Origin of the sequence: Streptomyces sp. AM8-1-1 (assembly GCF_032229325.1) — a bacterium.
GTDB classification, from domain to species: Bacteria; Actinomycetota; Actinomycetes; order Streptomycetales; family Streptomycetaceae; genus Streptomyces; species Streptomyces achmelvichensis.
In genome coordinates, this window is record NZ_CP135086.1 from 2999655 (window position 1) to 3021108 (window position 21454).

At 70.1% G+C, this 21454-nt stretch carries 20 protein-coding genes; 9 read left to right on the forward strand and 11 right to left on the reverse strand.

The features are described 5' to 3' along the window. Nucleotides 1-13 precede the first annotated feature (13 nt). Nucleotides 14-2242: a transglycosylase domain-containing protein gene (locus RPQ07_RS13370; protein WP_313944355.1), complete on the reverse strand. Its 2229-nt coding sequence runs from the start codon at nucleotides 2240-2242 to the stop codon at nucleotides 14-16. A 287-nt stretch (nucleotides 2243-2529) separates the two neighbouring features. Between RPQ07_RS13370 and RPQ07_RS13375 the strand changes: the two genes are divergently transcribed. The 5 genes from RPQ07_RS13375 to RPQ07_RS13395 all read left to right on the forward strand — a co-directional run bounded on the left by RPQ07_RS13375 (nucleotide 2530) and on the right by RPQ07_RS13395 (nucleotide 7422). After that, complete coding sequence (locus RPQ07_RS13375; RefSeq protein ID WP_313944356.1) at nucleotides 2530-3465, forward strand: SPFH domain-containing protein; 936 nt, start codon at nucleotides 2530-2532, stop codon at nucleotides 3463-3465. After that, nucleotides 3411-3686, forward strand: coding sequence for a hypothetical protein (locus tag RPQ07_RS13380; RefSeq protein WP_391840179.1), 276 nt, complete (start codon nucleotides 3411-3413; stop codon nucleotides 3684-3686). Before RPQ07_RS13375 ends, RPQ07_RS13380 begins: the two co-directional genes overlap by 55 nt. A gap of 174 nt (nucleotides 3687-3860) precedes the next feature. Then, complete coding sequence (locus RPQ07_RS13385; RefSeq protein ID WP_313944358.1) at nucleotides 3861-4385, forward strand: PadR family transcriptional regulator; 525 nt, start codon at nucleotides 3861-3863, stop codon at nucleotides 4383-4385. Then, a complete protein-coding gene (locus RPQ07_RS13390; RefSeq protein ID WP_313944359.1) occupies nucleotides 4382-5065 on the forward strand; it encodes an ABC transporter ATP-binding protein in 684 nt (227 codons plus the stop codon). The genes RPQ07_RS13385 and RPQ07_RS13390 overlap by 4 nt, the downstream gene beginning before the upstream one ends. Next, a complete protein-coding gene (locus RPQ07_RS13395) occupies nucleotides 5065-7422 on the forward strand; it encodes an FtsX-like permease family protein (RefSeq protein ID WP_313944360.1) in 2358 nt (785 codons plus the stop codon). The genes RPQ07_RS13390 and RPQ07_RS13395 overlap by 1 nt, the downstream gene beginning before the upstream one ends. On the opposite strand, the gene RPQ07_RS13400 is transcribed toward RPQ07_RS13395, so the two are convergent. Next, complete coding sequence (locus RPQ07_RS13400) at nucleotides 7423-8355, reverse strand: LysR substrate-binding domain-containing protein (protein WP_313944361.1); 933 nt, start codon at nucleotides 8353-8355, stop codon at nucleotides 7423-7425. 141 nt (nucleotides 8356-8496) lie between these two features. Between RPQ07_RS13400 and RPQ07_RS13405 the strand changes: the two genes are divergently transcribed. Together RPQ07_RS13405 and RPQ07_RS13410 are read left to right on the forward strand one after the other, a co-directional pair. Beyond that, nucleotides 8497-9051 carry a peroxiredoxin gene (locus RPQ07_RS13405; RefSeq protein ID WP_313944362.1) on the forward strand — a complete coding sequence of 185 codons (555 nt, stop codon included), beginning with the start codon at nucleotides 8497-8499 and terminating at the stop codon, nucleotides 9049-9051. A 2-nt stretch (nucleotides 9052-9053) separates the two neighbouring features. Continuing rightward, on the forward strand, nucleotides 9054-9587 hold the full coding sequence (locus RPQ07_RS13410) for an alkyl hydroperoxide reductase (protein ID WP_313944363.1): 534 nt from the start codon (nucleotides 9054-9056) through the stop codon (nucleotides 9585-9587). 108 nt (nucleotides 9588-9695) lie between these two features. Here RPQ07_RS13410 and RPQ07_RS13415 read toward each other — a convergent pair whose 3' ends face one another. The 5 genes from RPQ07_RS13415 to RPQ07_RS13435 all read right to left on the reverse strand — a co-directional run bounded on the left by RPQ07_RS13415 (nucleotide 9696) and on the right by RPQ07_RS13435 (nucleotide 15363). Continuing rightward, nucleotides 9696-10448: a hypothetical protein gene (locus tag RPQ07_RS13415; protein ID WP_313944364.1), complete on the reverse strand. Its 753-nt coding sequence runs from the start codon at nucleotides 10446-10448 to the stop codon at nucleotides 9696-9698. Continuing rightward, the gene (locus RPQ07_RS13420; RefSeq protein ID WP_313944365.1) at nucleotides 10445-11785 is read right to left on the reverse strand and encodes an AI-2E family transporter; all 1341 of its coding nucleotides are present in this window, start codon (nucleotides 11783-11785) and stop codon (nucleotides 10445-10447) included. Before RPQ07_RS13420 ends, RPQ07_RS13415 begins: the two co-directional genes overlap by 4 nt. 110 nt (nucleotides 11786-11895) lie before the next feature. Further along, nucleotides 11896-12585 (reverse strand): transglycosylase SLT domain-containing protein, encoded by a 690-nt coding sequence (locus RPQ07_RS13425; protein WP_313944366.1) that lies wholly within the window; start codon nucleotides 12583-12585, stop codon nucleotides 11896-11898. 388 nt (nucleotides 12586-12973) lie between these two features. Continuing rightward, on the reverse strand, nucleotides 12974-14296 hold the full coding sequence (locus RPQ07_RS13430) for a PhoH family protein (protein WP_313944367.1): 1323 nt from the start codon (nucleotides 14294-14296) through the stop codon (nucleotides 12974-12976). 305 nt (nucleotides 14297-14601) lie between these two features. Next, nucleotides 14602-15363: an isoprenyl transferase gene (locus RPQ07_RS13435; RefSeq protein WP_313944368.1), complete on the reverse strand. Its 762-nt coding sequence runs from the start codon at nucleotides 15361-15363 to the stop codon at nucleotides 14602-14604. A gap of 210 nt (nucleotides 15364-15573) precedes the next feature. Between RPQ07_RS13435 and mgrA the strand changes: the two genes are divergently transcribed. Further along, the gene (gene mgrA, locus RPQ07_RS13440) at nucleotides 15574-16611 is read left to right on the forward strand and encodes an L-glyceraldehyde 3-phosphate reductase (protein WP_313944369.1); all 1038 of its coding nucleotides are present in this window, start codon (nucleotides 15574-15576) and stop codon (nucleotides 16609-16611) included. A 379-nt stretch (nucleotides 16612-16990) separates the two neighbouring features. On the opposite strand, the gene RPQ07_RS13445 is transcribed toward mgrA, so the two are convergent. After that, on the reverse strand, nucleotides 16991-17344 hold the full coding sequence (locus tag RPQ07_RS13445) for a helix-turn-helix domain-containing protein (RefSeq protein WP_313944370.1): 354 nt from the start codon (nucleotides 17342-17344) through the stop codon (nucleotides 16991-16993). Nucleotides 17345-17457: 113 nt separating this feature from the next. Between RPQ07_RS13445 and RPQ07_RS13450 the strand changes: the two genes are divergently transcribed. Next, nucleotides 17458-18612 carry a winged helix DNA-binding domain-containing protein gene (locus tag RPQ07_RS13450; protein WP_313944371.1) on the forward strand — a complete coding sequence of 385 codons (1155 nt, stop codon included), beginning with the start codon at nucleotides 17458-17460 and terminating at the stop codon, nucleotides 18610-18612. A gap of 55 nt (nucleotides 18613-18667) precedes the next feature. Here the strand turns inward: RPQ07_RS13450 and RPQ07_RS13455 are convergent, their stop codons facing one another. From RPQ07_RS13455 to RPQ07_RS13465, 3 genes are read right to left on the reverse strand one after another with little or no spacing between them, the layout of a single operon-like run. Then, on the reverse strand, nucleotides 18668-20221 hold the full coding sequence (locus RPQ07_RS13455; protein WP_313944372.1) for a DUF2079 domain-containing protein: 1554 nt from the start codon (nucleotides 20219-20221) through the stop codon (nucleotides 18668-18670). Between the two features lie 11 nt (nucleotides 20222-20232). Beyond that, complete coding sequence (locus tag RPQ07_RS13460) at nucleotides 20233-21033, reverse strand: class I SAM-dependent methyltransferase (protein ID WP_313944373.1); 801 nt, start codon at nucleotides 21031-21033, stop codon at nucleotides 20233-20235. Further along, nucleotides 21030-21425, reverse strand: coding sequence for a cupin domain-containing protein (locus RPQ07_RS13465; protein ID WP_313944374.1), 396 nt, complete (start codon nucleotides 21423-21425; stop codon nucleotides 21030-21032). The genes RPQ07_RS13460 and RPQ07_RS13465 overlap by 4 nt, the downstream gene beginning before the upstream one ends. Nucleotides 21426-21454: the final 29 nt, after the last annotated feature.

Genomic DNA, 21454 nt, shown 5'->3' on the forward strand with positions numbered 1-21454 from the left:
CACAGTGCCGCTGTCAGGGCCTGAGGTTGAGGCCCGGCTCGTCCGGGTCGCCCGGATCGCCGTCACCCGGGTCGGGCGGCGGGGTGAAGCTCGGCGGACCGGACGGCGACTTGGTCGGCGTCGGGGTCGGGTCCCCCGTCGGCGGCTCGGTCTCCGACTCCGTCGGGGTCGGGGTCGGCGAGTCGTCGGGCTCGTCCGTCTCGGACTCCGTGGGCGAGGGGGTCGGCGTGGGCGTCGGTGTGGGGGTGGGCTCGGCCGTCGCGGACTCGTCGACGTCGAGGTCGAACCGCGCGTCCGAACCGCCGCCGAGCGCACCGGTCGTGTACGCCTTCCAGATCTTGGCCGGGACTCCACCGCCGTTGGCGCGTCCCTCGTTGACGGTGTTGGTCAGGGTGACCTGGCCGGTGCCGTCGGACTGCTCGCCGAACAGGCCGACGGCGGTGACGATCTCGGGGGTGTAGCCCACGAACCACGCCGAGCGGTTGTTCTCCGAGGTGCCCGTCTTGCCGGCCGCCTGGTAGTCGCCGGCCGCGTTCACACCCGAACCGCTGCGGACGACGCCCGTCATGGCGGCGGTGACGGTGTCCGCGGCCTCCCGGCTGATGACCTGGCCGCCGACCGGATCGACCTTGCGCTCGGCCTCGCGGCCCTCGCGCTCGGCCGACTTCACGATCGTCGGCGTGATCTTCTTGCCGTGAGCGTCCAGACTCGCGTAGACCGCGGCCATGTCCCAGGTGGAGGCGCCCATCGTGCCGAGCGACATCGCCGGCTGCTCGGGCCAGCCGTCGCCGTCCGTCATACCGAGGTCGAGCGCGGTCTTCTTCACCTCGGGCGGGCCGACGTCGACGATCATCTGCGCGAAGACGGAGTTGATCGAGCTGTTGGTGGCGCGCTGGACGCTGACCTGGCCGTAGTCCTTGTCGTCCTCGTTCTCCGGCGCGAAGGCGACGTCGCTGCCCTCGACCGGGCGCTTGCTGGTGCCGTCGTACCGGGTCTGGAGGCCGATCGGGCGGCCGTCCTGGGTCTCGGAACCGTTCTCCAGGGCCGAGGCGAGGACGACGGGCTTGAAGGTCGACGCCGGCTGGTAGTCGCGGCGCGTGGCGTTGGAGAGCCAGTGCTCGGTGGCACCGACGCCGCCGTAGAGCGCGAGGACGTTGCCGGTCTTCGGGTCGACGGAGGTGGCGCCCGCCTGGACGGTGGCGTCGGCCTTGTCGCCCTTGCGGTCGAGCTTGGCCTCCAGCTGCTTGGCGACGGCCTTCTCCAGGGCCTGCTGGCGCTTGCGGTCGATGTTGAGCGTGATCGTCCAGCCGCCGGCCTTGATCTCCTCCTCGGAGATGCCCATGCGCTCCATCTCGGCCTCGGCGGCGTCGACGAGGTACCCGGTCTGGCCCACCTCCAGGCCGGGAGCGGCCTTGGGGGGCTTGGGCACGGGGAACGTCAGGCCCTGGCGGACCGAGCTCTCCAGCCAGCCCTCCTCGACCATGTTGTCCAGCACGTAGTTCCAGCGCTGGGTGACCAGCTTCTTGCCGGTGTCCGACGCGATCGCCCAGTCGTACTGGTTCGGGGCCTGGAGCAGGGCGGCGAGGTACGCGCCCTGGCTGACGGTCAGTTTCGAGGCGTCGACACCGTAGTAGGCCTGGGCGGCGGCCTGGATGCCGTAGGCGTTGCGGCCGTAGTAGCTGGTGTTGATGTACCCGGCGAGGATCTCGTGCTTGTCCTGCTTCTGGTCCACCTTGAGGGAGATCACCAGCTCCTTGAGCTTGCGGGTGACCGTCTGTTCCTGGCTCAGGTAGTAGTTCTTGACGTACTGCTGCGTGATGGTCGAGCCACCCTGCTTGCCCTTGCCCCGGAGGGTGTTGAGCACACCGCGGGTGGTGCCCTTGAAGTCGATGCCGGAGTCCTTGAAGAACGTCTTGTTCTCCGCGGCGACGAAGGTGTACTGGACGCTCTTCGGGATCTTCTCCAGCGGCACGATCTCGCGGTTGATCTTGCCGGTGCGGGTGAGGACCTTGCCGTCGCTGTACTTGTAGACGTTGCTCTGCATCTCGGCCTGGGCGTTGGCCGAGGGCACGGGGACGAGCAGATAGATGATGAAGAACGCACCCAGGACGAGCAGGCAGAAGCCGAGGAAGGTGCCCAGCAGCTTCCTCCAGGTGAAGAAGCGTCGTATGCCCGTCCGCCCGGCTCTGTTCCCCCGGCGCGCTCCGCGCTGCCGGGCCTGTCGCGCTTCCGCTCGACCCATCGCTCGTCCGCTCCGCTCTTCGGTCTCTGTCCGTCGTCGCCCTGGTGCTGGTGGTGGGTGGTGCCTTCCGGGCTCCGACCGGAAGCAGCTCAGAAAGCTAACACCGGTCACCCAGACAAACGGCTACCGATCCGGCCTTTTCCGGACGTGACAATCAGCACCCCGTCTCATGGAACCGACTCACGAGGGGTGCGGAGGGTTGCGGCAGGCGATAAAGTGTTATCACTTTGCTAGCTGGCAGGGCTGCCTCCGACAGGGCTGCCCTGCCCGGGAAACGGGGAGCGCACATGTCTGCCGCCGGATCGACAACACCCGACGACGTACCCGAGATGCCTGCTCCGCAGGTCCGGGAAGTCCCTGCTCACAGCATCGGCGGCGGTCTCGCCCTGCTCCTCGGCCTGCTCGGGCTCGCGGCCGGGGTCGTGCTCGTGATCGCCGGCTCCGCGTCCGGCTCGACCGCACTGAAGGTGGCCCTCATCACGATCGGCGTCGTCGTGGCGATCGCCGCCTTCTTCGCGATGTGCGGGCTCAACATGGTGGCGCCTGGCGAGGCGCGGGTCGTCCAGCTCTTCGGGCGCTACCGCGGCACGATCCGCACCGACGGGCTGCGCTGGGTCAATCCGCTCACCTCGCGGAGCAAGATCTCGACGCGCGTACGGAACCACGAGACCGCGGTCCTGAAGGTCAACGACGCCTACGGCAACCCCATCGAACTGGCGGCCGTGGTGGTCTGGAAGGTGGAGGACACCGCCCAGGCCATGTTCGAGGTGGACGACTTCCTGGAGTTCGTCTCCACCCAGACGGAGGCGGCCGTGCGGCACATCGCGATCGAGTACCCCTACGACGCGCACGACGAGGAGGACCTGTCGCTGCGCGGCAACGCGGAGGAGATCACCGAGAAGCTCGCGGTGGAGCTGCGCGCCCGGGTGGACGCGGCGGGTGTGCACATCATCGAGTCCCGCTTCACGCATCTCGCCTACGCGCCCGAGATCGCGTCCGCGATGCTCCAGCGCCAGCAGGCGGGTGCGGTGGTCGCCGCACGGCGGCAGATCGTGGACGGCGCGGTCGGCATGGTCGAGGCGGCGCTGGCCCGGCTGACCGAGCAGGAGATCGTGGAGCTGGACCAGGAGCGCAAGGCGGCCATGGTGTCGAACCTGATGGTGGTGCTGTGCGGCGACCGGTCGGTGCAGCCGGTCCTCAACACGGGCACGCTCTACCAGTGACGCCCCCGCCCGAGCGGAAGCAGGTGCTGCTGCGGCTGGACCCGGCGGTGTACGAGGCACTGGCCCGGTGGGCGTCCGACGAACTGCGCAGCGCGAACGCGCAGATCGAGTTCCTGCTGCGCAGGGCACTGTCGGACGCGGGCCGGCTGCCGTCCACGGCCCGCCCGATCCCGAAGAGGGGCCGCCCGCCGGCCACCCGGCCGGAGGAGCAGCAGGAATAGGGACAAGGACAGCGGACCCGCGCGCGACCGCGCGGGTCCGCTCCTTCGTGGCACTGGGGACGGGTCGCCTGCCGCGCGCAGGAAGCAAGGCCCCCCTCTCCCCCACAGGTCCCTCACATGGCTCTACACCCCGGCTATACACACCATGTATACGCTGTGTGTAGAGTGCTCCGCATGTCCATCGGTCACACCCTCCTCGGACTCCTCGAGTCCGGCCCGCGCCACGGCTACGACCTCAAGCGCGCCTTCGACGAGAAGTTCGGCCACGACAGGCCCCTGCACTACGGGCAGGTCTACTCGACCATGTCCCGGCTCCTGAAGAACGGACTCGTCGAGGTCGACGGGGTCGAGGCGGGCGGCGGGCCCGAGCGCAAGCGCTACGCCATCACCGACGCCGGGATCACCGACGTCTCGCAGTGGCTCGCCGAGCCGGAGAAGCCGGAGCCGTATCTCCAGTCGACCCTGTACACCAAGGTCGTCCTCGCCCTGCTCACCGGCCGCAGCGCGGCCGATCTGCTCGACAGGCAGCGCGCCGAGCATCTGCGGCTGATGCGTGTCCTCACCGACCGCAAGCGCCGCGGCGACCTCGCCGACCAGCTCATCTGCGATCACGCCCTCTTCCACCTCGAAGCCGATCTGCGCTGGCTCGAACTGACCGCCGCCCGGCTCGGGCAGCTCGCGAAGGAGGTCGGCGCATGACCCCGGCCGGCTCCCTGCTCGTGGCCGATGACCTGCACAAGGCGTACGGCTCGACCCCGGCCCTCGCCGGGGCCTCGTTCTCCATCCACCCCGGTGAGGTCGTCGCCGTGATGGGTCCCTCCGGCTCCGGCAAGTCGACGCTGCTGCACTGTCTGGCCGGGATCGTTCCGCCCGACTCGGGCTCCATCCGCTACGGCGGGCGCGACCTCACCGCGATGTCGGACGCGCAGCGCAGCACACTGCGGCGTACCGAGTTCGGCTTCGTGTTCCAGTTCGGGCAGCTCGTACCGGAGTTGACCTGCCTGGAGAACGTGGCCCTGCCCCTGCGGCTCAGCGGCACGCGGCGCAAGGCCGCGGAGCGCACCGCCGCGGAGTGGATGGAGCGCCTGGAGATCGCCGACGTGAGCGGCGCGCGGCCCGGCGAGGTGTCGGGCGGTCAGGGCCAGCGGGTCGCCGTGGCCCGTGCCCTGGTCACATCGCCACGCGTGCTGTTCGCCGACGAGCCGACCGGCGCGCTGGACTCGCTGAACGGCGAGCGGGTGATGCAACTGCTGACCGACGCGGCCCGCGAGTCGAGCACCGCGGTCGTCCTCGTCACCCACGAGGCCCGGGTCGCCGCCTACTCCGACCGCGAGGTCGTCGTCCGCGACGGCAGGGTCCGCGACATGGCGGGCGTCTGATGAACCGCGGCTCCCCCTGGATACGGGACCTGACGCTGGGTCTCCGGTTCGCCGTCACCGGCGGGCGGCCCGGCTGGACCCGAACCGCCCTCACCGCACTGGGCGTCGGACTCGGCGTCGCCATGCTGCTGTTCGCCGCGTCCGTGCCGGGCCTTCTGCAGACGCGTGACGACCGCGCGATCGCCCGCGCGGTGAGCCTCGACGAGGCGCAGCGGTCGAGCAGCTCCTTCCTCTTCAACCGGACCAGCACGCTGTACCGCGGTGACACCGTCAACGGCCTCGTGATCCGTCCCGACGGCGGCGACGCCCCCGCACCTGCGGGCCTCACGGAACTCCCCGCTCCCGGCGAGATGGCCGTCTCCCCCGCGCTGGCCGAACTGCTCGACTCCCCGGGCGGCTCCCTGCTGAAGGACCGCTTGCCGTACAAGGTCGGAGCGACCATCGGCAAGGAAGGGCTGACCGGGCGGGCCGAGCTCCTCTACTACGCCGGCAGTCCCGTCAGCCTGGAGACCGGCGCGGAGGGCCGGGCGGACCACTACGGCGACGCGAGCCCCGGCGATCCGCTGAACGCGGTGCTGCTGCTCATCGTCGTGATGATCTGCGTCGCCCTGATCCTGCCCGTCGCCGTGTTCATCGCCACCGCCGTGCGCTTCGGCGGCGAGCAGCGTGACCGCCGGCTGGCCGCTCTGCGCCTGGTCGGTGCGGACCAGGCCATGACCCGGCGCATCGCGGCGGGCGAGTCCCTGGGCGGAGCGCTGCTGGGTCTCGCCACCGGCGCCGCGCTCTTCGCATGGCTGCGGCAGCTCGCCGGTTCGGTGACCGTCTGGGATGTCAACGCCTTCCCCTCCGACATCGTCCCGAGCCTCTGGCTGACCGTACTGATCCTCATCGCGGTGCCCGCCTCCGCGATCGGTGTCACCCTCTCCGCGCTGCGCCGTGTGTCCATCGAGCCGCTCGGCGTCGTCCGCGACGCGGCTCCGCGGCGGCGCCGGCTGTGGTGGCGTCTGCTGCTCCCGGCCGTCGGTGTCGCGCTGCTGCTGCCCCAGTCGGGGAGCATCGGCATGGAGGAGACCGGCATCGCCACCTACCAGATCGCCGCCGGCGCCATGCTGGTGCTGATCGGCACCACCTCGCTGCTCCCGTGGCTGGTGGAGGCGGTCGTCGGCCGGCTCCGGGGCGGACCGGTGGCCTGGCAACTGGCCGTGCGCAGGCTCCAGTTGAGCAGCGGCACGGCGGCCAGGGCGGTGAGCGGCATCGTGGTCGCGGCGGCGGGTGCGATCGCGCTCCAGATGCTGCTGACCGCCGTGCAGGACGACTTCATGCGACCGACCGGGATGGACTCGGCCCGCGCGCAGCTGGAGACGAGGGTGCCGGCCAAGAACGGCACCCTGGCCCGCGGCATGATCGACGAGTACGCGCGGACCAAGGGCGTCCTCGGCGTGGTCGGGTTCATCGAGGCGGGCGTCGAGCGGCCGGGGCCGCAGCGTGCGGGTGAGGACTTCATCCCCACCACCCAGCTGACCGTCGGCGACTGCCCCTCCCTGCAGGAGCTGGCGAAGATCTCCTCCTGCCGGGACGGCGATGTCTTCATCGTCCGGACGCCCAAGGGTGAGGGACCGCCCGACGACTACCTCGCCAAGACCGCTCGGGCGGGCGCCCAGGTCAACCTCCATCCGGAGCAGTGGAGCCAGGGGAGGACCACACGCCCCGCGCCCGCCCTGTGGCGGGTACCGGAATCGGCCCGCACGGTGGATTCGCGCCCCGATCCGATGGGGGACCTGGCCTTCGGCATCATGGCCACACCGTCGGCGATCGACGTCAAGGCGCTGATGTCTCCCGAGGCCAGGACGATGATCAAGCTCGATCCGGCGGTGCCGGACGCGGCCGAGTACGCCCGCAACACGGCCGCCGCCATCGACCCGCTGACGTCCGTCAACACGCTGCAGAACTTCGAGCGCGACAGTCAGTACTCCAGCGTCCGCACCGGGCTGTTCGTCGGAGCGACCGCCACGATGCTGCTGATCGCCGCGTCCATGCTCGTCTCCACGCTGGAGCAACTGCGCGACCGCAAGCGGCTGCTGTCGGTGCTGGTCGCCTTCGGCACCCGGCGCGCCACACTGAGCTGGTCGGTGCTGTGGCAGACGGCCGTGCCGATCGTGCTGGGCCTGACCCTGGCGACCGGCGGCGGGGTGGGCCTCGGTCTGGTGCTGCTGAGGATGGTGGACAAGCAGGTCGAGGACTGGTGGGCGTTCCTGCCGGTCAACGCCGTCGGCGCCGCGTTGATCCTGCTGGTGACGCTTCTCAGCCTGCCCGTGCTGTGGCGCCTGATGCGCCCCGACGGGCTGCGTACGGAGTAGTCAGCCGAGAACCCGTACGGGCAGGGAGCGCATCGCGTCCCGCAGCGCCTGTGCGAACTCCGCGAACTCGCCCTGGCGTGCCGCTCCCGAGCGCATCGCCAGGGCGATGCGGCGTGCGGGGGCGGGGTCGGCGAACCACCCCGTCTGGAGACCGCCGCGGCCGGTCTCCACGTCGACCGCCGTACGCGGCAGCAGGGTCACGCCGAGTCCGCCGGCGACCAGCTGCACCAGGGTGGAGAGCCCGGCGGCGGTGGTCGTCACCGGTGTGCCGTCCCTGCGGCCGGCCTCCCTGCAGATGTCGAGGGCCTGGTCGCGCAGACAGTGGCCCTCGTCGAGCAGAAGCAGCGGGAGTTCGCGCAGCGCCTCGCGCGGTATGTCCTGGCGGCCTCCGAGCCAGTGGTCCTCCGGGGTGACGAGGACGAAGTCCTCGTCGAACAGCGGGAGTTCCTCGATGCCGGGGACGCCGAGGGGGACCGCGAGCAGCAGCAGATCGAGCCGGCCCGCCGCCAGACCCTCCAGCAGCGAGGTGGTCTGCTCCTCGTGGACCTGGAGGTCCAGCGCGGGGTACTTGTCGTGCACCAGGCGCAGGACGTTCGGCAGCAGATAGGGCGCGACCGTGGGGATCACGCCGAGCCGGAGCACTCCGGTGAACGGCGCCCGTACCGCTTCGGCCTCCTCCATCAGCTCACCGACCGCGTCCAGCACCGCCCGGGTCCGGGCGGCGAGCCGCTCGCCGGCGGACGACAGCAGCACCTTGCGGGTCGTGCGCTCGACGAGCTGGACACCCAGTGCCACCTCCAGCGCGGAGACGGCCCCGGAGAGTGCCGGCTGACTCATCCCGATTGATGCCGCCGCGTCCCGGAAGTGCAGATGCTCGGCCACGGCCGCGAAGGCCCGCAGCTGTGCAAGGCTCGGCTGTTTGCCCCTGTTCATGCCACCCACTGATAGCTACCTCCGATCGCGGCGACCGAGTCTAGCTATTTCTTTGATCAATGCACTCTGTGCCAGGATCAAGATCCGTCCAACCCCCTGGAATGCCCCAAAAGGGAATTCCATGTTTTGCAAGGAGAGCGCGTGCTCACTGTCGGTGACCAGTTCCCCACGTACGAACTCACCTCCTGCGTCTCGCTGGAGACCGGCAAGGAGTTCGAGGTGATCAACCACAAGTCCTACGAGGGCAAGTGGAAGGTCGTCTTCGCGTGGCCCAAGGACTTCACCTTCGTCTGCCCCACCGAGATCGCCGCCTTCGGCAAGCTGAACGACGAGTTCGCCGACCGCGACGCTCAGATTCTCGGCTTCTCCGGTGACTCCGAGTTCGTCCACCACACCTGGCGCAAGGACCACGCCGATCTGCGTGACCTGCCCTTCCCGATGATGGCCGACTCCAAGCACGAGCTGATGCGCGACCTCGGCATCGAGGGCGAGGACGGCTTCGCCCAGCGCGCCGTCTTCATCGTCGACCCGAACAACGAGATCCAGTTCACGATGGTGACCGCCGGCTCCGTCGGCCGTAACCCCAAGGAGGTCCTGCGGGTGCTCGACGCCCTGCAGACCGACGAGCTGTGCCCCTGCAACTGGAAGTCCGGCGACGAGACCCTCGACCCGGTCAAGCTGCTGGCCGGTGAGTGATCATGGCACTCGATGAGCTCAAGTCCGCACTGCCGGACTACGCCAAGGACCTGAAGCTGAACCTCGGTTCGGTCATCGGCAACAGCGACCTCCCGCAGCAGCAGCTGTGGGGCACCGTGCTGGCCTGCGCGATCGCCTCGCGCTCGCCGAAGGTGCTGCGCGAGCTGGAGCCGGAGGCCCGGGAGAACCTCTCCCCCGAGGCGTACACCGCCGCCAAGTCCGCCGCCGCAATCATGGCGATGAACAACGTCTTCTACCGGACCCGGCACCTGCTGTCGGACCCGGAGTACGGGACGCTGCGCGCGGGCCTGCGGATGAACGTCATCGGCAACCCGGGTGTGGAGAAGGTCGACTTCGAGCTGTGGTCGCTCGCCGTCTCCGCCGTCAACGGCTGCGGCCAGTGCCTGGACTCGCACGAGCAGGTGCTGCGCAAGGCGGGCGTGGACCGCGAGACGGTCCAGGAAGCCTTCAAGATCGCCGCGGTGATCCAGGCGGTCGGGACGACGCTGGACGCCGAGGCCGTCCTCGCCGAGTAGGCGAGCAGCCGAGGGACAACGGATGTACGAGAAGGGCCTCTGCCGGCATCGGACCGGCAGGGGCCCTTCTCGTCTGTCATGGCTCGGGGCTTTCCCGGTTCCGCCCGGTCAGCTCCGGAGCTTCGCCATCAGCGCCCGCATGTCCTCGACCATGAAGGGCCTGATCTCCGACGCGTCGGCCGGGGTGACGTCGCTGTCCGCTCCGGACAGGGCGCCGGGCGACACGGTCATGGTGAGGACGGCCTGCCCGTCCAGGACATGCAGGCCCGGAATGCCGGAACCGCCGGACCGCACGAAGTAGGCGCGTTCGCCCAGCCCGTCGACCCGCTCCATGGCGATCTCGGTGTCACCGAAGAACATGTCCGTGCCCACGTCGGCCTCGAACTCCGGCCCCGGGTCCGTCTTCTTGTGCAGCGCGTATGTGACGAACACCGTCGTGGGCGTGTGCTGGTCCGCCTCCTTCGCGGCGGAGTCCACCAGGTGGATCCAGCAGGTCGCCATGTCCCGGGCCGCGTGCTCGCGCCCGGACGGCCGCGGGGAGTCCACCTTGCCCAGGGTGGTGGACAGTGCCTTCACCTCCGTGTCGAGGCAGAGGTTGCGGCTCTCGCGGTAGGCGCCCATGTCCGGGCCCCGGCTCTCGTGGACGTACAGACCGGCCGCCCACACCGCCGAGGCCACCAGCGCGCCACCGAGGGCCCACCGCCAGGCCTGCGGGGGCGGGCGCCGGAACCACGACTCGTCCGCCGCCGAGACGGTCTCCGCGGCGGCGTCCCGGTCCCCCGCGTCGTCCTTCCGCTGACCGGGGATCTCCGGCTCGCCGAACGGCTCCTCGTCACCGACCAGTTCCGGCTCGGAGATCACTCGCGCTCCTGCGGCTCCGGCGTCCCCTCGGGAACGGCCACGGCGCCGGGCGCCACCTCGACGACCGCCGCGTCGTGCGGCGCGGACGTGGCGAGCAGGGCCTGTTCCTGGCTGTACACCCGCAGATAGCCGACGACGGTGTTGGTCACGGCCACCAGCGGCACCGCGACCACCGCTCCGCCGATGCCGGCGGTCAGGCCGCCGGCCGCGACCGCGAGGACGACGGCGAGGGGATGCACCCGGACCGCGCGTCCCAGGATGAAGGGCTGCAGTACGTGCCCCTCGATCTGCTGCACGGCCAGGACGACGATCAGCACCATCAGGGCGGTGAACACGCCCTGGGTGACGAGCGCGACGACGACCGCCAGAGCGCCCGAGATGACCGCGCCGACGAGCGGGATGAAGGCGAACAGGAAGATGAACACGGCGAGCGGCACGGCCATCGGGACATCGAGGAAATAGATGCCGATACCGATGAATATCGCGTCGATCAGGGCGACTATCACCGTGCCGCGCACATACGCGGTCAGAGTGCGCCATGCCCGCGGCCCGGCTCCGGCGACTCCCTCGCGGGCCTGCGCCGGGACCAGCTTCAGCGTCCACTGCCAGATGCGCTTCCCGTCGTAGAGCAGGAAGAGCGTGGAGAACATCGCCAGCAGGATGCCGGTGAGGATCTCCACCATCACCGTCACGCCCTGAAGGCCGGCGGACGTTATCTCCTCGGTGTTGGTGCCGATCGTGTCGCTGAGGTTCTTGGCGATGTCGTTGATCTGCGACTCGGTGACATGGAACGGGCTGTCCAGCAGCCAGCGCTTGAGCTCCTCGATGCCGTCCCGGACACGGTCGGAGAGGTTGTCGAGGTTGTCCATGACCTGCCACACCACGAACCAGCCGACCAGGCCCATGATGACGAACCCGGCGATCGCGGTGACCGCGGTGGCGAGCCCGCGCGGCAGACCGAGCCGGCGCAGCCGGGCCACGGTGGGCTGGAGCATCGCGGTGACGAGCAGTGCCGCGACGAAGGCGAGCACCACCAGCTGGACGGCGCTGATGATCCTCATCAACACCCAGAGCGTGCCCGCGAGTACGAGGAGCCGCCAGCCGGCCTCGGCCGCGACGCGCATGCCCCACGGGATGGCGGAGACGGGGTCGGGCTTGGCCGCGACCGCCGGGGCGTACGAGGGCGGCGCCGGGATCCGCTCGGGGCGGGGGGTGGGCACGACGACCTCGTCGGCGAGGTCACCGGCCGCTGCTTCCTTGCGGCGCTCGTCCAGCCGCTGTGACGCACGGGTGATTCCGGCGCCCAGCCCCGCGAGCCAGCCTGGCAGTCTTGACATGATCTTCTCTCTTCCCCCCACTGCTCCCCCCACGCATCCCGGACGACGGTACACGCACGAAACCCCTCACCGTAGGACGGTGAGGGGCCGCGTGAAGTTGAGCGACGGCTCTAGTACCAGTTGTTGGCCTGCCAGAACGACCACGCGCCGCAGGGGCTGTCGTAGCGCTCGTTCATGTAGTTGAGGCCCCACTTGATCTGGGTGGCCGGGTTGGTCTGCCAGTCGGCGCCGGCCGAGGACATCTTCGAGCCGGGCAGGGCCTGGACGAGACCGTACGCACCGGACGAGGGGTTCTGCGCGCGGTAGTTCCAGGTGGACTCGTGGTCCACGATGTTGCTGAAGCACTGGAACTGGTCGGCGGGGACCATCTGCCGGGCGATCGCCTGGACCTCGGCGACGGAGTAGGAGCCCTTCGCGGAGAAGCTCGAAGCGTCGCGCACGGAGTCGCGGTTGGCCCGCTCTTCCTTCTCGCGCTCGGCCTGGGCCTTCTCCTCGGCGGCTTCCTTCTTCGCCTTGGCGGTCTTGGCGGCCTCGATGCGGGCAGCTTCCTCGGCGGACTTCTTGGCCGTCGCGTCGGCGGCGGCGGCCTGGGCGTCGGCCTGCTCCGCGAGGGAGGAGACCTGAACCTGGGCCTGCTGGCCCATGGGAATGTCTGCGAGGAGAGTCGCGTCGGCGGCCGTCGCCTCGAGCGTGTCGCCCGCGGGCTGGGTGTTGCCCGAGGCAACGCCCACTACAGCTCCGACGGTGGTGACCGCGGTGGCTGACGCCACGGCGAATCCCCGGACCGAGATCCGGCTCACACGGTTTCCTTCCAGCATCGCGCGCATGGGTGACCTCGCGTACGAATCGTGCCCCTGGCGCTGGCCTCCTCACTGCATGGGGTCACAGGAGGCGCTGGCCCGGTGGGCAACTCCCCTGCGGGAGAGCCCATGAAGCTCGCGGGCGGCACACGACGGCAGGTCTTGAGTTGTGTGTTGCGGTGCACCACGGGTGGTGCGGGTGTGTCGTATGCGGGGCCTGACGGAAGCAAGACTCTGCCGGAAGCCGACGCCGCAAGGCAATTCTTCGTTGCGTGTGAAAGCTCACACGCCGTTTGCCCCAGGAGTTTTACGGAAAGCGGCGCACAGCACGACGCCGCCCGGCTACGCTCTTGCGTCTGCCGGGCGGCGCCAACTGCCTTATTCGGTGCTAGATCTGGCCTTCCTCGAGCATTTCGGTCACCAGCGCGGCGATCTGCGACCGCTCGGACCGGGTGAGGGTGACGTGCGCGAACAGCGGATGGCCCTTCAACTTCTCGACCACGGCGACGACTCCGTCGTACCGCCCCACGCGCAGATTGTCCCGTTGTGCCACGTCGTGCGTGAGAACAACCCGGGAATCGGCCCCGATTCGGGACAGAACGGTCAACAGGACGTTCCGCTCGAGGGACTGGGCCTCGTCCACGATGACGAACGCGTCGTGCAGCGAGCGGCCCCGGATGTGGGTGAGCGGCAAGACCTCGAGCATGCCGCGCCCCAGGACCTCCTCGATCACTTCACGGCCCGCCACGGCGGAGAGCGTGTCGAAGACGGCCTGCGCCCAAGGGCTCATCTTCTCGGCCTCGGTGCCGGGGAGATAGCCGAGCTCCTGCCCGCCCACCGCGTACAGCGGCCGGAAGACCATCACCTTCTGGTGCTGTCGGCGCTCCAGGACCGCTTCGAGTCCCGCGCAGAGCGCGAGCGCCGACTTTCCGGTGCCGGCCCGGCCGCCGAGCGAGACGATGCCGACGTCCGGGTCGAGGAGCAGATCGAGGGCGATGCGCTGCTCGGCGCTGCGGCCGTGGATGCCGAAGGCCTCCCGGTCACCGCGCACGAGCCGGACGTTGCCCTCGGCCGTGATCCTGCCGAGCGCCTTGCCGCGCTCGGACTGAAGGACCAGTCCGGTGTGGACGGGCAGCTCGGCCGCCTCGGGGACGTAGAGCGTCTCCTCGCTGTAGAGCAGATCGACCTGTTCGGCCGAGAGCGACATCTCCGCCATTCCGGTCCAGCCGGAGTCGGTGATGGCGAGCTCGGCGCGGTACTCCTCGGCCAGCAGACCGACGGAGGAGGCCTTGATCCGCAGAGGCAGGTCCTTGGAGACGACCGTGACGTCGTACCCCTCGGCCTGGAGATTGCGCGCTACCGCCAGGATCCGTGAGTCGTTGTCCCCCAATCGGAAGCCGGCCGGAAGGACGCCGGGATCGGAGTGGTTGAGCTCGACACGGATCGTGCCGCCGAGGTCGCCCATGGGGATGGGGGCGTCGAGGCGTCCGTACCGGATTCGGAAGTCGTCCAGCAGGCGCAGGGCCTGACGGGCGAAGTAGCCGAGTTCCGGATGGTGCCTCTTTGCCTCCAGCTCCGTGATGACCACGATCGGGAGCACGACTTCGTGCTCGTCGAAGCGGGTCATGGCGTTCGGGTCGGCCAGCAGGACGCTGGTGTCGAGAACGTAAGTGCGCCTGTCGGGCATGCGGCGCTTAGTGCTGTTCACCACGGAAGGACGTACCCCCTCGGACGAGGTCGGGCTGCGACGGCGTCGCGGGCGACTGGGCCGGGCTCTGGCCACGATGCGCGGGCCGAGCACCGGCCCTCCGCGCGGTCCGCACAGGGGGTGCGTTCCTTCGTGTGCAAAGGGCCTCCCGGGTGAGCGGTCTCGGCCGCTCACTGAGATACGACGTTCGTGGATCGGACGTCGACCTGGAAGGGATATTCCCTCGAACACGCGCAGCCATGCCATGGCATATGACGACGTGTGGGTGAACAGAGGGTGATCAGCGCTGCGAGAGCCCCGTGGGGACCTCAGTTTCCGTAGCGGCGATGGCGCGCGGCGTAGTCACGGAGGGCTCGCAGGAAGTCCACCTTGCGGAACGCCGGCCAGAAGACTTCGCAGAAGTAGTACTCCGAGTGGGCGCTCTGCCAGAGCATGAATCCGGACAGCCGCTGCTCGCCGCTGGTGCGGATGACCAGGTCGGGATCGGGCTGGCCGCGGGTGTACAGATGTTCGGAGATGTGTTCGACATCGACGATCTCGGCCAGCTCCTCGAAGCTGGTGCCCTTGTCGGCGTGCTCCAGAAGGAGGGAGCGGACCGCGTCCGCGATCTCCTGCCGGCCGCCGTAGCCGACCGCGACATTCACCAGTATTCCGTCGATGCCGTCGGTGGCCTGCTCGGCCTCCTTCAGCACGGACTGGGTGCGGGCGGGAAGCAGGTCGAGCGTGCCGACGTGGTGCACGCGCCAGCGGCCGTCGGCCGCCAGGTCGCGGACCGCGTTCTCGATGATGCCGAGGAGCGGGACGAGCTCCTTCTCCGGGCGGTCCAGATTGTCCGTGGACAGCAGCCACAGGGTGACGACCTCGACATCGGTCTCGGCGCACCAGCCCAGCAGCTCCTGGATCTTGCTGGCGCCGGCCTTGTGACCCTGTTCGGCGGTACCGCCGGATGCCTTGGCCCAGCGACGGTTGCCGTCCAGGATGACGCCGATGTGCTTGGGCACCTGGGCGTGGTCGAGTCGGCCCTCCACCCGGCGTGCGTAGAGCCCGTACACCAGGTCACGCAAGTTCACGCCAGTCCACCTCTCGGTTCCGTCGGGCTCACCCGCCCTGTACCCGGGGCCCGGCCCGTGGCGCGGCCGCCGTCGGGCGCCGTGCCCCGGGTGAACGCAGCACCGGCCTCGGCCCCCGCCGGGCGGCAATCCCCGAAGCCGCAACAGTACTGCGCACGGGCCACGGCCACCCAACCCGGTCTGTCACAAGTCCGTGATAAGGAGGGATACGTGACTCATACCTCCCCGTACCTCGCTTCTCCCGACCGTTACGACTCGATGGAGTACCGCCGCTCCGGCCGGTCGGGGCTGAAGCTCCCCGCGCTCTCGCTCGGCCTGTGGCACAACTTCGGCGACGACCGCGCGCTCGACTCGCAGCGTTCCATCCTGCGCCGCGCCTTCGATCTCGGCGTGACGCACTTCGACCTGGCGAACAACTACGGCCCGCCGCCCGGCTCCGCCGAGCTCAACTTCGGCAAGCTCTTCGCGCAGGACTTCGCGCCCTACCGCGACGAACTGGTCATTTCCACCAAGGCCGGCTATCTCATGCACCCGGGGCCGTACGGCGAGTGGGGATCCCGCAAGTACCTGCTGTCCTCGCTCGACGCGTCCCTGGACCGCATGGGGCTCGACTACGTCGACATCTTCTACTCGCACCGCTTCGACGCGAACACTCCTCTCGAGGAGACGATGGGCGCGCTGGCGACCGCCGTGCAGCAGGGCAAGGCGCTGTACGTGGGCGTCTCCTCCTACACCGCGGAGCAGACCGCCGAGGCGGCCCGGCTGCTGAAGGAGATGGGCGTCCCCGCCCTGATCCACCAGCCCTCCTACTCGATGATCAACCGCTGGATCGAGGACGACGGGCTGCTCGACACCCTGGAGAGCGCCGGCATGGGCTGCATCTCCTTCGTGCCGCTCGCGCAGGGCCTGCTGACGGGCAAGTACCTGAAGGGCATCCCCGAGGGCTCGCGGGCCACCCAGGGCAAGTCGCTGGACCCGAAGCTTCTTTCCGACGAGGTCGTGCGCCGGCTGAACGGGCTGAACGACATCGCCGCCGGGCGCGGTCAGTCGCTGGCGCAGCTGGCCATCAGCTGGGTGCTGCGGGATCCGCGGATGACGTCGGCCCTGATCGGCGCGTCCAGTGTGAAGCAGCTCGAGGAGAACGTGGCGGCTCTGGCCGGTGCGCCTCTGAGTGAGGAGGAGCTGCGGGAGATCGATGTCTACGCGGTCGACACCGAAGGCACCAACATCTGGGCGGGCCGCAGCTGACGGCTGACGCCGCGTGAGGCCGGGGGAAGCGGTGGCCGTGCACCGGCGGGGAGGGGGCGGAAGCCGCCCACTGCCGGGAATTGCGGGTGCCGCACGCGCCGGGACAGAAAACGGGCCGGTCCGTGGGGGGGATACGGACCGGCCCGAGGGGGGGTTTCCACCATAACCCTTCGTAAGTGATGCTGCGTGCCACGCCGTGCCGGAACTACGCCACGGATGCGGCGAACGGAGGGCCCCTTGTAGCCCGGGAGCCCGGAAACCAGGGGCTTTTGGGCTCTTCGGGCATCCCGGGTCGTACCCCTCAGGGGGGACCCGGGGTACGGGCGCGCCGTTGACGCGGTGACGGCGTGTAGGGAACGGAGGCCCGTCAGCCGGTCCGTCAGGCCGACGGTTCCTTCGTCTTGTTGGCGATGATCTGCTCCATGAAGGTGTCGCCCCACGCCCCGAGCGGCAGCAGCGCGGTGTTCAGCGCCTCCCCCAGTTCGGTGAGGGAGTACTCCACCCGGGGCGGCACCTCCCGGTAGACCTCGCGGTGCACCACACCGTCCGCCTCCAGCTCGCGCAGCTGCTGGATGAGCATCTTCTCGCTGACGCCGCCGACATGGCGCTTCAGCTCCCCGAAGCGGTGCGTGCCGTCGTGCAGCGCCCACAGGATGAGCGGCTTCCACTTGCCGCCGACGACATCCACGGCGGCATCGAGACCGCAGCTGTACGCACTCTTCGCCTTGGCCACGGCAACTCCTCCGACACGCTCGATACTTACCGTTTCGCCAGTACACCACTGTTCGCGGATCGCGGTCCGGAACGCGGACAGGATCTGGCCTGTACGGCTCCTACAGTCCTGTCATGACGACGCGCGACGTGACATGGACCGAGGCCTCCGCCCGCAGGCTCCGCCGCCAGGGCCTGGTCACCCCCGCCCAGGACTCACCCGCCCGGATCACCGCCGCCATGCTCGGCGCACACGCGCAGGTCCTCTCCGCCGCCGAGCTGTCCGTCGCGCTGCGCCTGGACGGCGGCGCGAACAGGACGGGCGTGCGCGAGGCGCTGTGGACGGAGCGCAGTCTGGTGAAGACGTACGGACCCCGTGGCACCGTCCATCTGCTGGCGGCCGAGGACATGCCGATGTGGACCGGGGCGCTCTCCGCGATCCCCACCGGATCGAACCCGATGCCGCCCGATGTGCGGATGACGGACGAGCAGACGGAGCAGGTCCTGGCGGCCATCGGCGACGCACTCACCGGCGCGGAGCTGACGATCGACGAGCTGACCGAGGCGATCGTCGAGCGCACCGGTCCGTGGGCGGGCGATCGGGTGATGGAGGCCTTCCAGGACAAGTGGCCCCGGTGGCGCCAGGCGACCCATCTGGCGGCGCACCGCGGGCTGCTCGCCTTCGCCCCCAACCGCGGGCGCAAGGCGACCTGCACGAACCCCGGCGTCACCCCGATGGAGGGGCCGGCAGCGCTGGAGGTCCTCCTGGAGCACTATCTGCGGGCGTACGGGCCCGCCACACCCGCGCACTTCGCGAAGTGGCTCGCCGCTCCGCGCGCCTGGGCGGCCGGGGTCTTCGCGTCATCGGCGGCCGACGGCCGGATCGAGGAGGTCGCGTTCGCGGGTGAGCGGGCATGGGTGGCGGCCGGGGACACCGGGTTCGCCGACGAGGCACCGCGCGGGGTGCGGCTGCTGCCCTACTTCGACGCGTTCACCATCGCCTCGCAGCCGCGCGAGCTGCTCTTCCCGGGCGCCGCCCGCGAGCGGGCGCTCGCAGGCGGTCAGGCCGGGAACTTCCCCGTCGTCCTCGTCGACGGAGAGGTCCGCGGGGTGTGGCACCAGAAGCGGTCGGGGAAGCGGATCGCGGTCACGGTCGAGCCGGTGGGGAAGGCGCTGGAGGGCGCCCGGACGCGCCGTGACCTTCAGCGCCAGGTGGAGCGGGTCGCCGAAGTGCTGGAGGGGACGGCGGAGCTGACGGTCGGTACGGTCACGGTCGGGCCGCATGCCTGAGCGGCGGTCGGTACCGTCACGGTCGGGCCGCATGCCTGAGCGGCGGTCGGTACCGTCACGGTCGGGCCGCATGCCTGAGGCGCAGCAGGGTGATGCCGTCCTTCTCGGCGATCCGCTCGTAGCCGTACCGGCGCTCGGCGGCGTCGAGTTCGGCGGCCTGCTTCTCGGGCGGATAGGGCCAGTGGCCGGTGCGGTACGGCCAGGCCTCGGGCGCCTCCCGGTCGTGGATGATCCACTCGGCCGTCGGGCGCGGCAGCCGGTCCTTGTCGTACTCGTACAGCCGGGCGTCGACCGGGAAGGTCGGGAAGAGCACCACGTCGCAGCGTGAAGTGAGCTGGGGCACCAGGCGGTTGGAGGCGGCGACCGACGCGCCGTCGGGGATCTTCGCCAGCAGGGAGCGGGCGGCCTCGATGTGCGGTGTCGTGCGCCAGGTGGCCCGCTGCGCCAGCTGGGCCAGGGGGAACGACGGCAGCATCACGACGGTGACGGCGAGGACCGTGGCGAGGGACGCCCTCACCTGCCGCGCGGCGAGCGGGTGGTCGGCCGCGCCCCAGCGCCGCAGGGTGTCGATGAGCCCGGCGAACACGATCGGCATCAGAACGGCGCTGTAGTGGAAGGACGTGCCCCAGTGGAAGCCGTTCTGGGAGAGCATCCGCCAGGCGAGCGTGGGCACCGCCAGCAGGGCGAGCGGAGAGCGCAGGGCGAGCAGCGCCGAGGGCGCGAACACCAGGATGAGCGTCATCGCCTTGATGTCCGGGCGCAGCGCGTCGAGCGGGGCGAAGACGAGGGTGCCGAGCAGGGTGGAGTGGCCGCCCTCGCCCAGGTTCACACCATGGGCATAGCCGCCGGCCGGATTGAACGCGGGCAGCAGCACCTTGATCTCGATCACCGAGGCGACCACACCGGCGGCCGCGGTGACGACGCCGAGAAGCCGCGGCCCCTTCCAGGCGACGAAGCAGCCCAGCGCGGCGAGCGTGAGGCCCAGGTCCTCCTTGACCAGGACCAGCGGTGCGGCCCAGGCCACCGCGGCTCCCCAGCGCCGCCGGCCGAGTGCGACGACGGCGAACGACAGCAGCGGCACGGCGAGCGCGACCTCGTGGAAGTCGAACGCGGCGGCTGACGCGATGCCCCAGCTGAGCCCGTACCCGAGGGCGACGGCGTGCGCCGGCCGCCGCCCGAGCACCCGTTGCGCCCAGGCCACCAGCGGTACGGCGCCGAGCGCCAGCAGCGCCGACTGGGCGAGGAGCAGACACAGCGGGGACGGCCAGAGGCGGTAGAGCGGGGCGAGGACGGCGAGCGCGGGGTGGAAGTGGTCGCCGAGCAGATGGAAGTTCTCCCCGCGCAACGGGACGATCGGAGCGCGCAGTTGGGAGTAGGCGCGGATGGCCTGCTCGAAGATGCCGAGGTCGTAGCCGGTGGTGCGCAGCAGCAGATGACGGCGCACGGCGACGGTGGCGTAGAGCAGGAAGAAGGCCGCCGCCCAGCTCCAGGGGAGGAGGGCGGCGGGGAAGCGGGCAGCGGTGCGGGTTCCGGGCTCCGGCGAGGGCGCGGGGACGAGGGATCGCAGGACGCTGCGCCGAACCACCGAGTTGTCAGAAAATGTCCGCATATCTCCGAATGCTAGTGCCGGGAGCGGCACTGGACGGGCTTGACCGCCTCGATGAGGAAGCGCGTCGTCGTGGCGACGAAGGGTCCCTCGGACTCGATCCGTTCGTGGAGCGCCGCGAGCCGCGGACGGTACTGCTCGACCGTGAACCCGGGGACCATCCAGATGACCTTGCGCAGGAAGTAGACGACGGCCCCGATGTCGTGGAACTCGGTGCGCAGCGACTCCGCCCGCAGATCCACCACGTCCAGACCCGCGGACTCGGCCGCGGCCCGCGCCGCCCCGGGGTCGCGGACGCCGCGCACCTCGGGCGGCTGCGGCCCGAGGAAGTACTCCACCAGTTCGAAGACGCTGGCCGGGCCGACCTCCTGCGAGAAGTAGGTGCCGCCGGGGCGCAGTACGCGGGCGATCTCCTGCCAGTACGCACGGACGGGATGGCGGCTGACGACGAGGTCGAACGCCTCGTCGGCGAACGGCAGCGGCGGCTCCTCGGGATCGGCGACGACCGCCACGCCCCTCGTCCGCAGCAGGGCGGTGGCCTTGGCGACGTTCGGCGGCCAGGCCTCCGTCGCAACGGTGAGCTGTGGCAACACCGGTACGGAGGCCAGGACTTCACCGCCACCGGTCTGGATGTCCAGCGCCGCCGAGGCCCGCGCCATGCGCTCGCCCATCGACCGGGCGTACCCCCAGGAAGGGCGCTGCTCGGTGGCTCTCCCCTCCAGCCAGGAGAAGTCCCATCCCTCGACGGAGACGGCCGCCGCCTCCTCGATCAGGTCATCGAACGACCGCGGTGTGCCGTGCTGCTGCGCTGTCATGACAGGGCGTGTCCCGTGGTGCTGTCGACATGGCCGGGGATCTCGCCCTCGTGCCGGTCGCCCGTCGACTTCGTACCGGACGGCTCGAACATGAGGATCGAGCCGCCGGGCGACGACGGCTTGTGCTCGGTTCCCCTGGGCACGACGAAGGTGTCGCCCTTGGTGAGCTCGACGGTGGACTCGGTGCCGTCGGCGGCGCGCAGGGCGATGTCGAAGCGGCCGTCGAGCACGAGGAAGAACTCGTCGGTGTCCTCGTGGACGTGCCAGACATGTTCTCCGGCGGTGTGGGCGATGCGTACGTCGTAGTCGTTCATCCGGGCGACGATGCGCGGGCTGTAGACGTCGTCGAAGGAGGCGAGCGCCTCGATGATGTTGACCGGCTCGGTGTCCATGGGACCGATACTGCGCGCCGCGGCTGCGC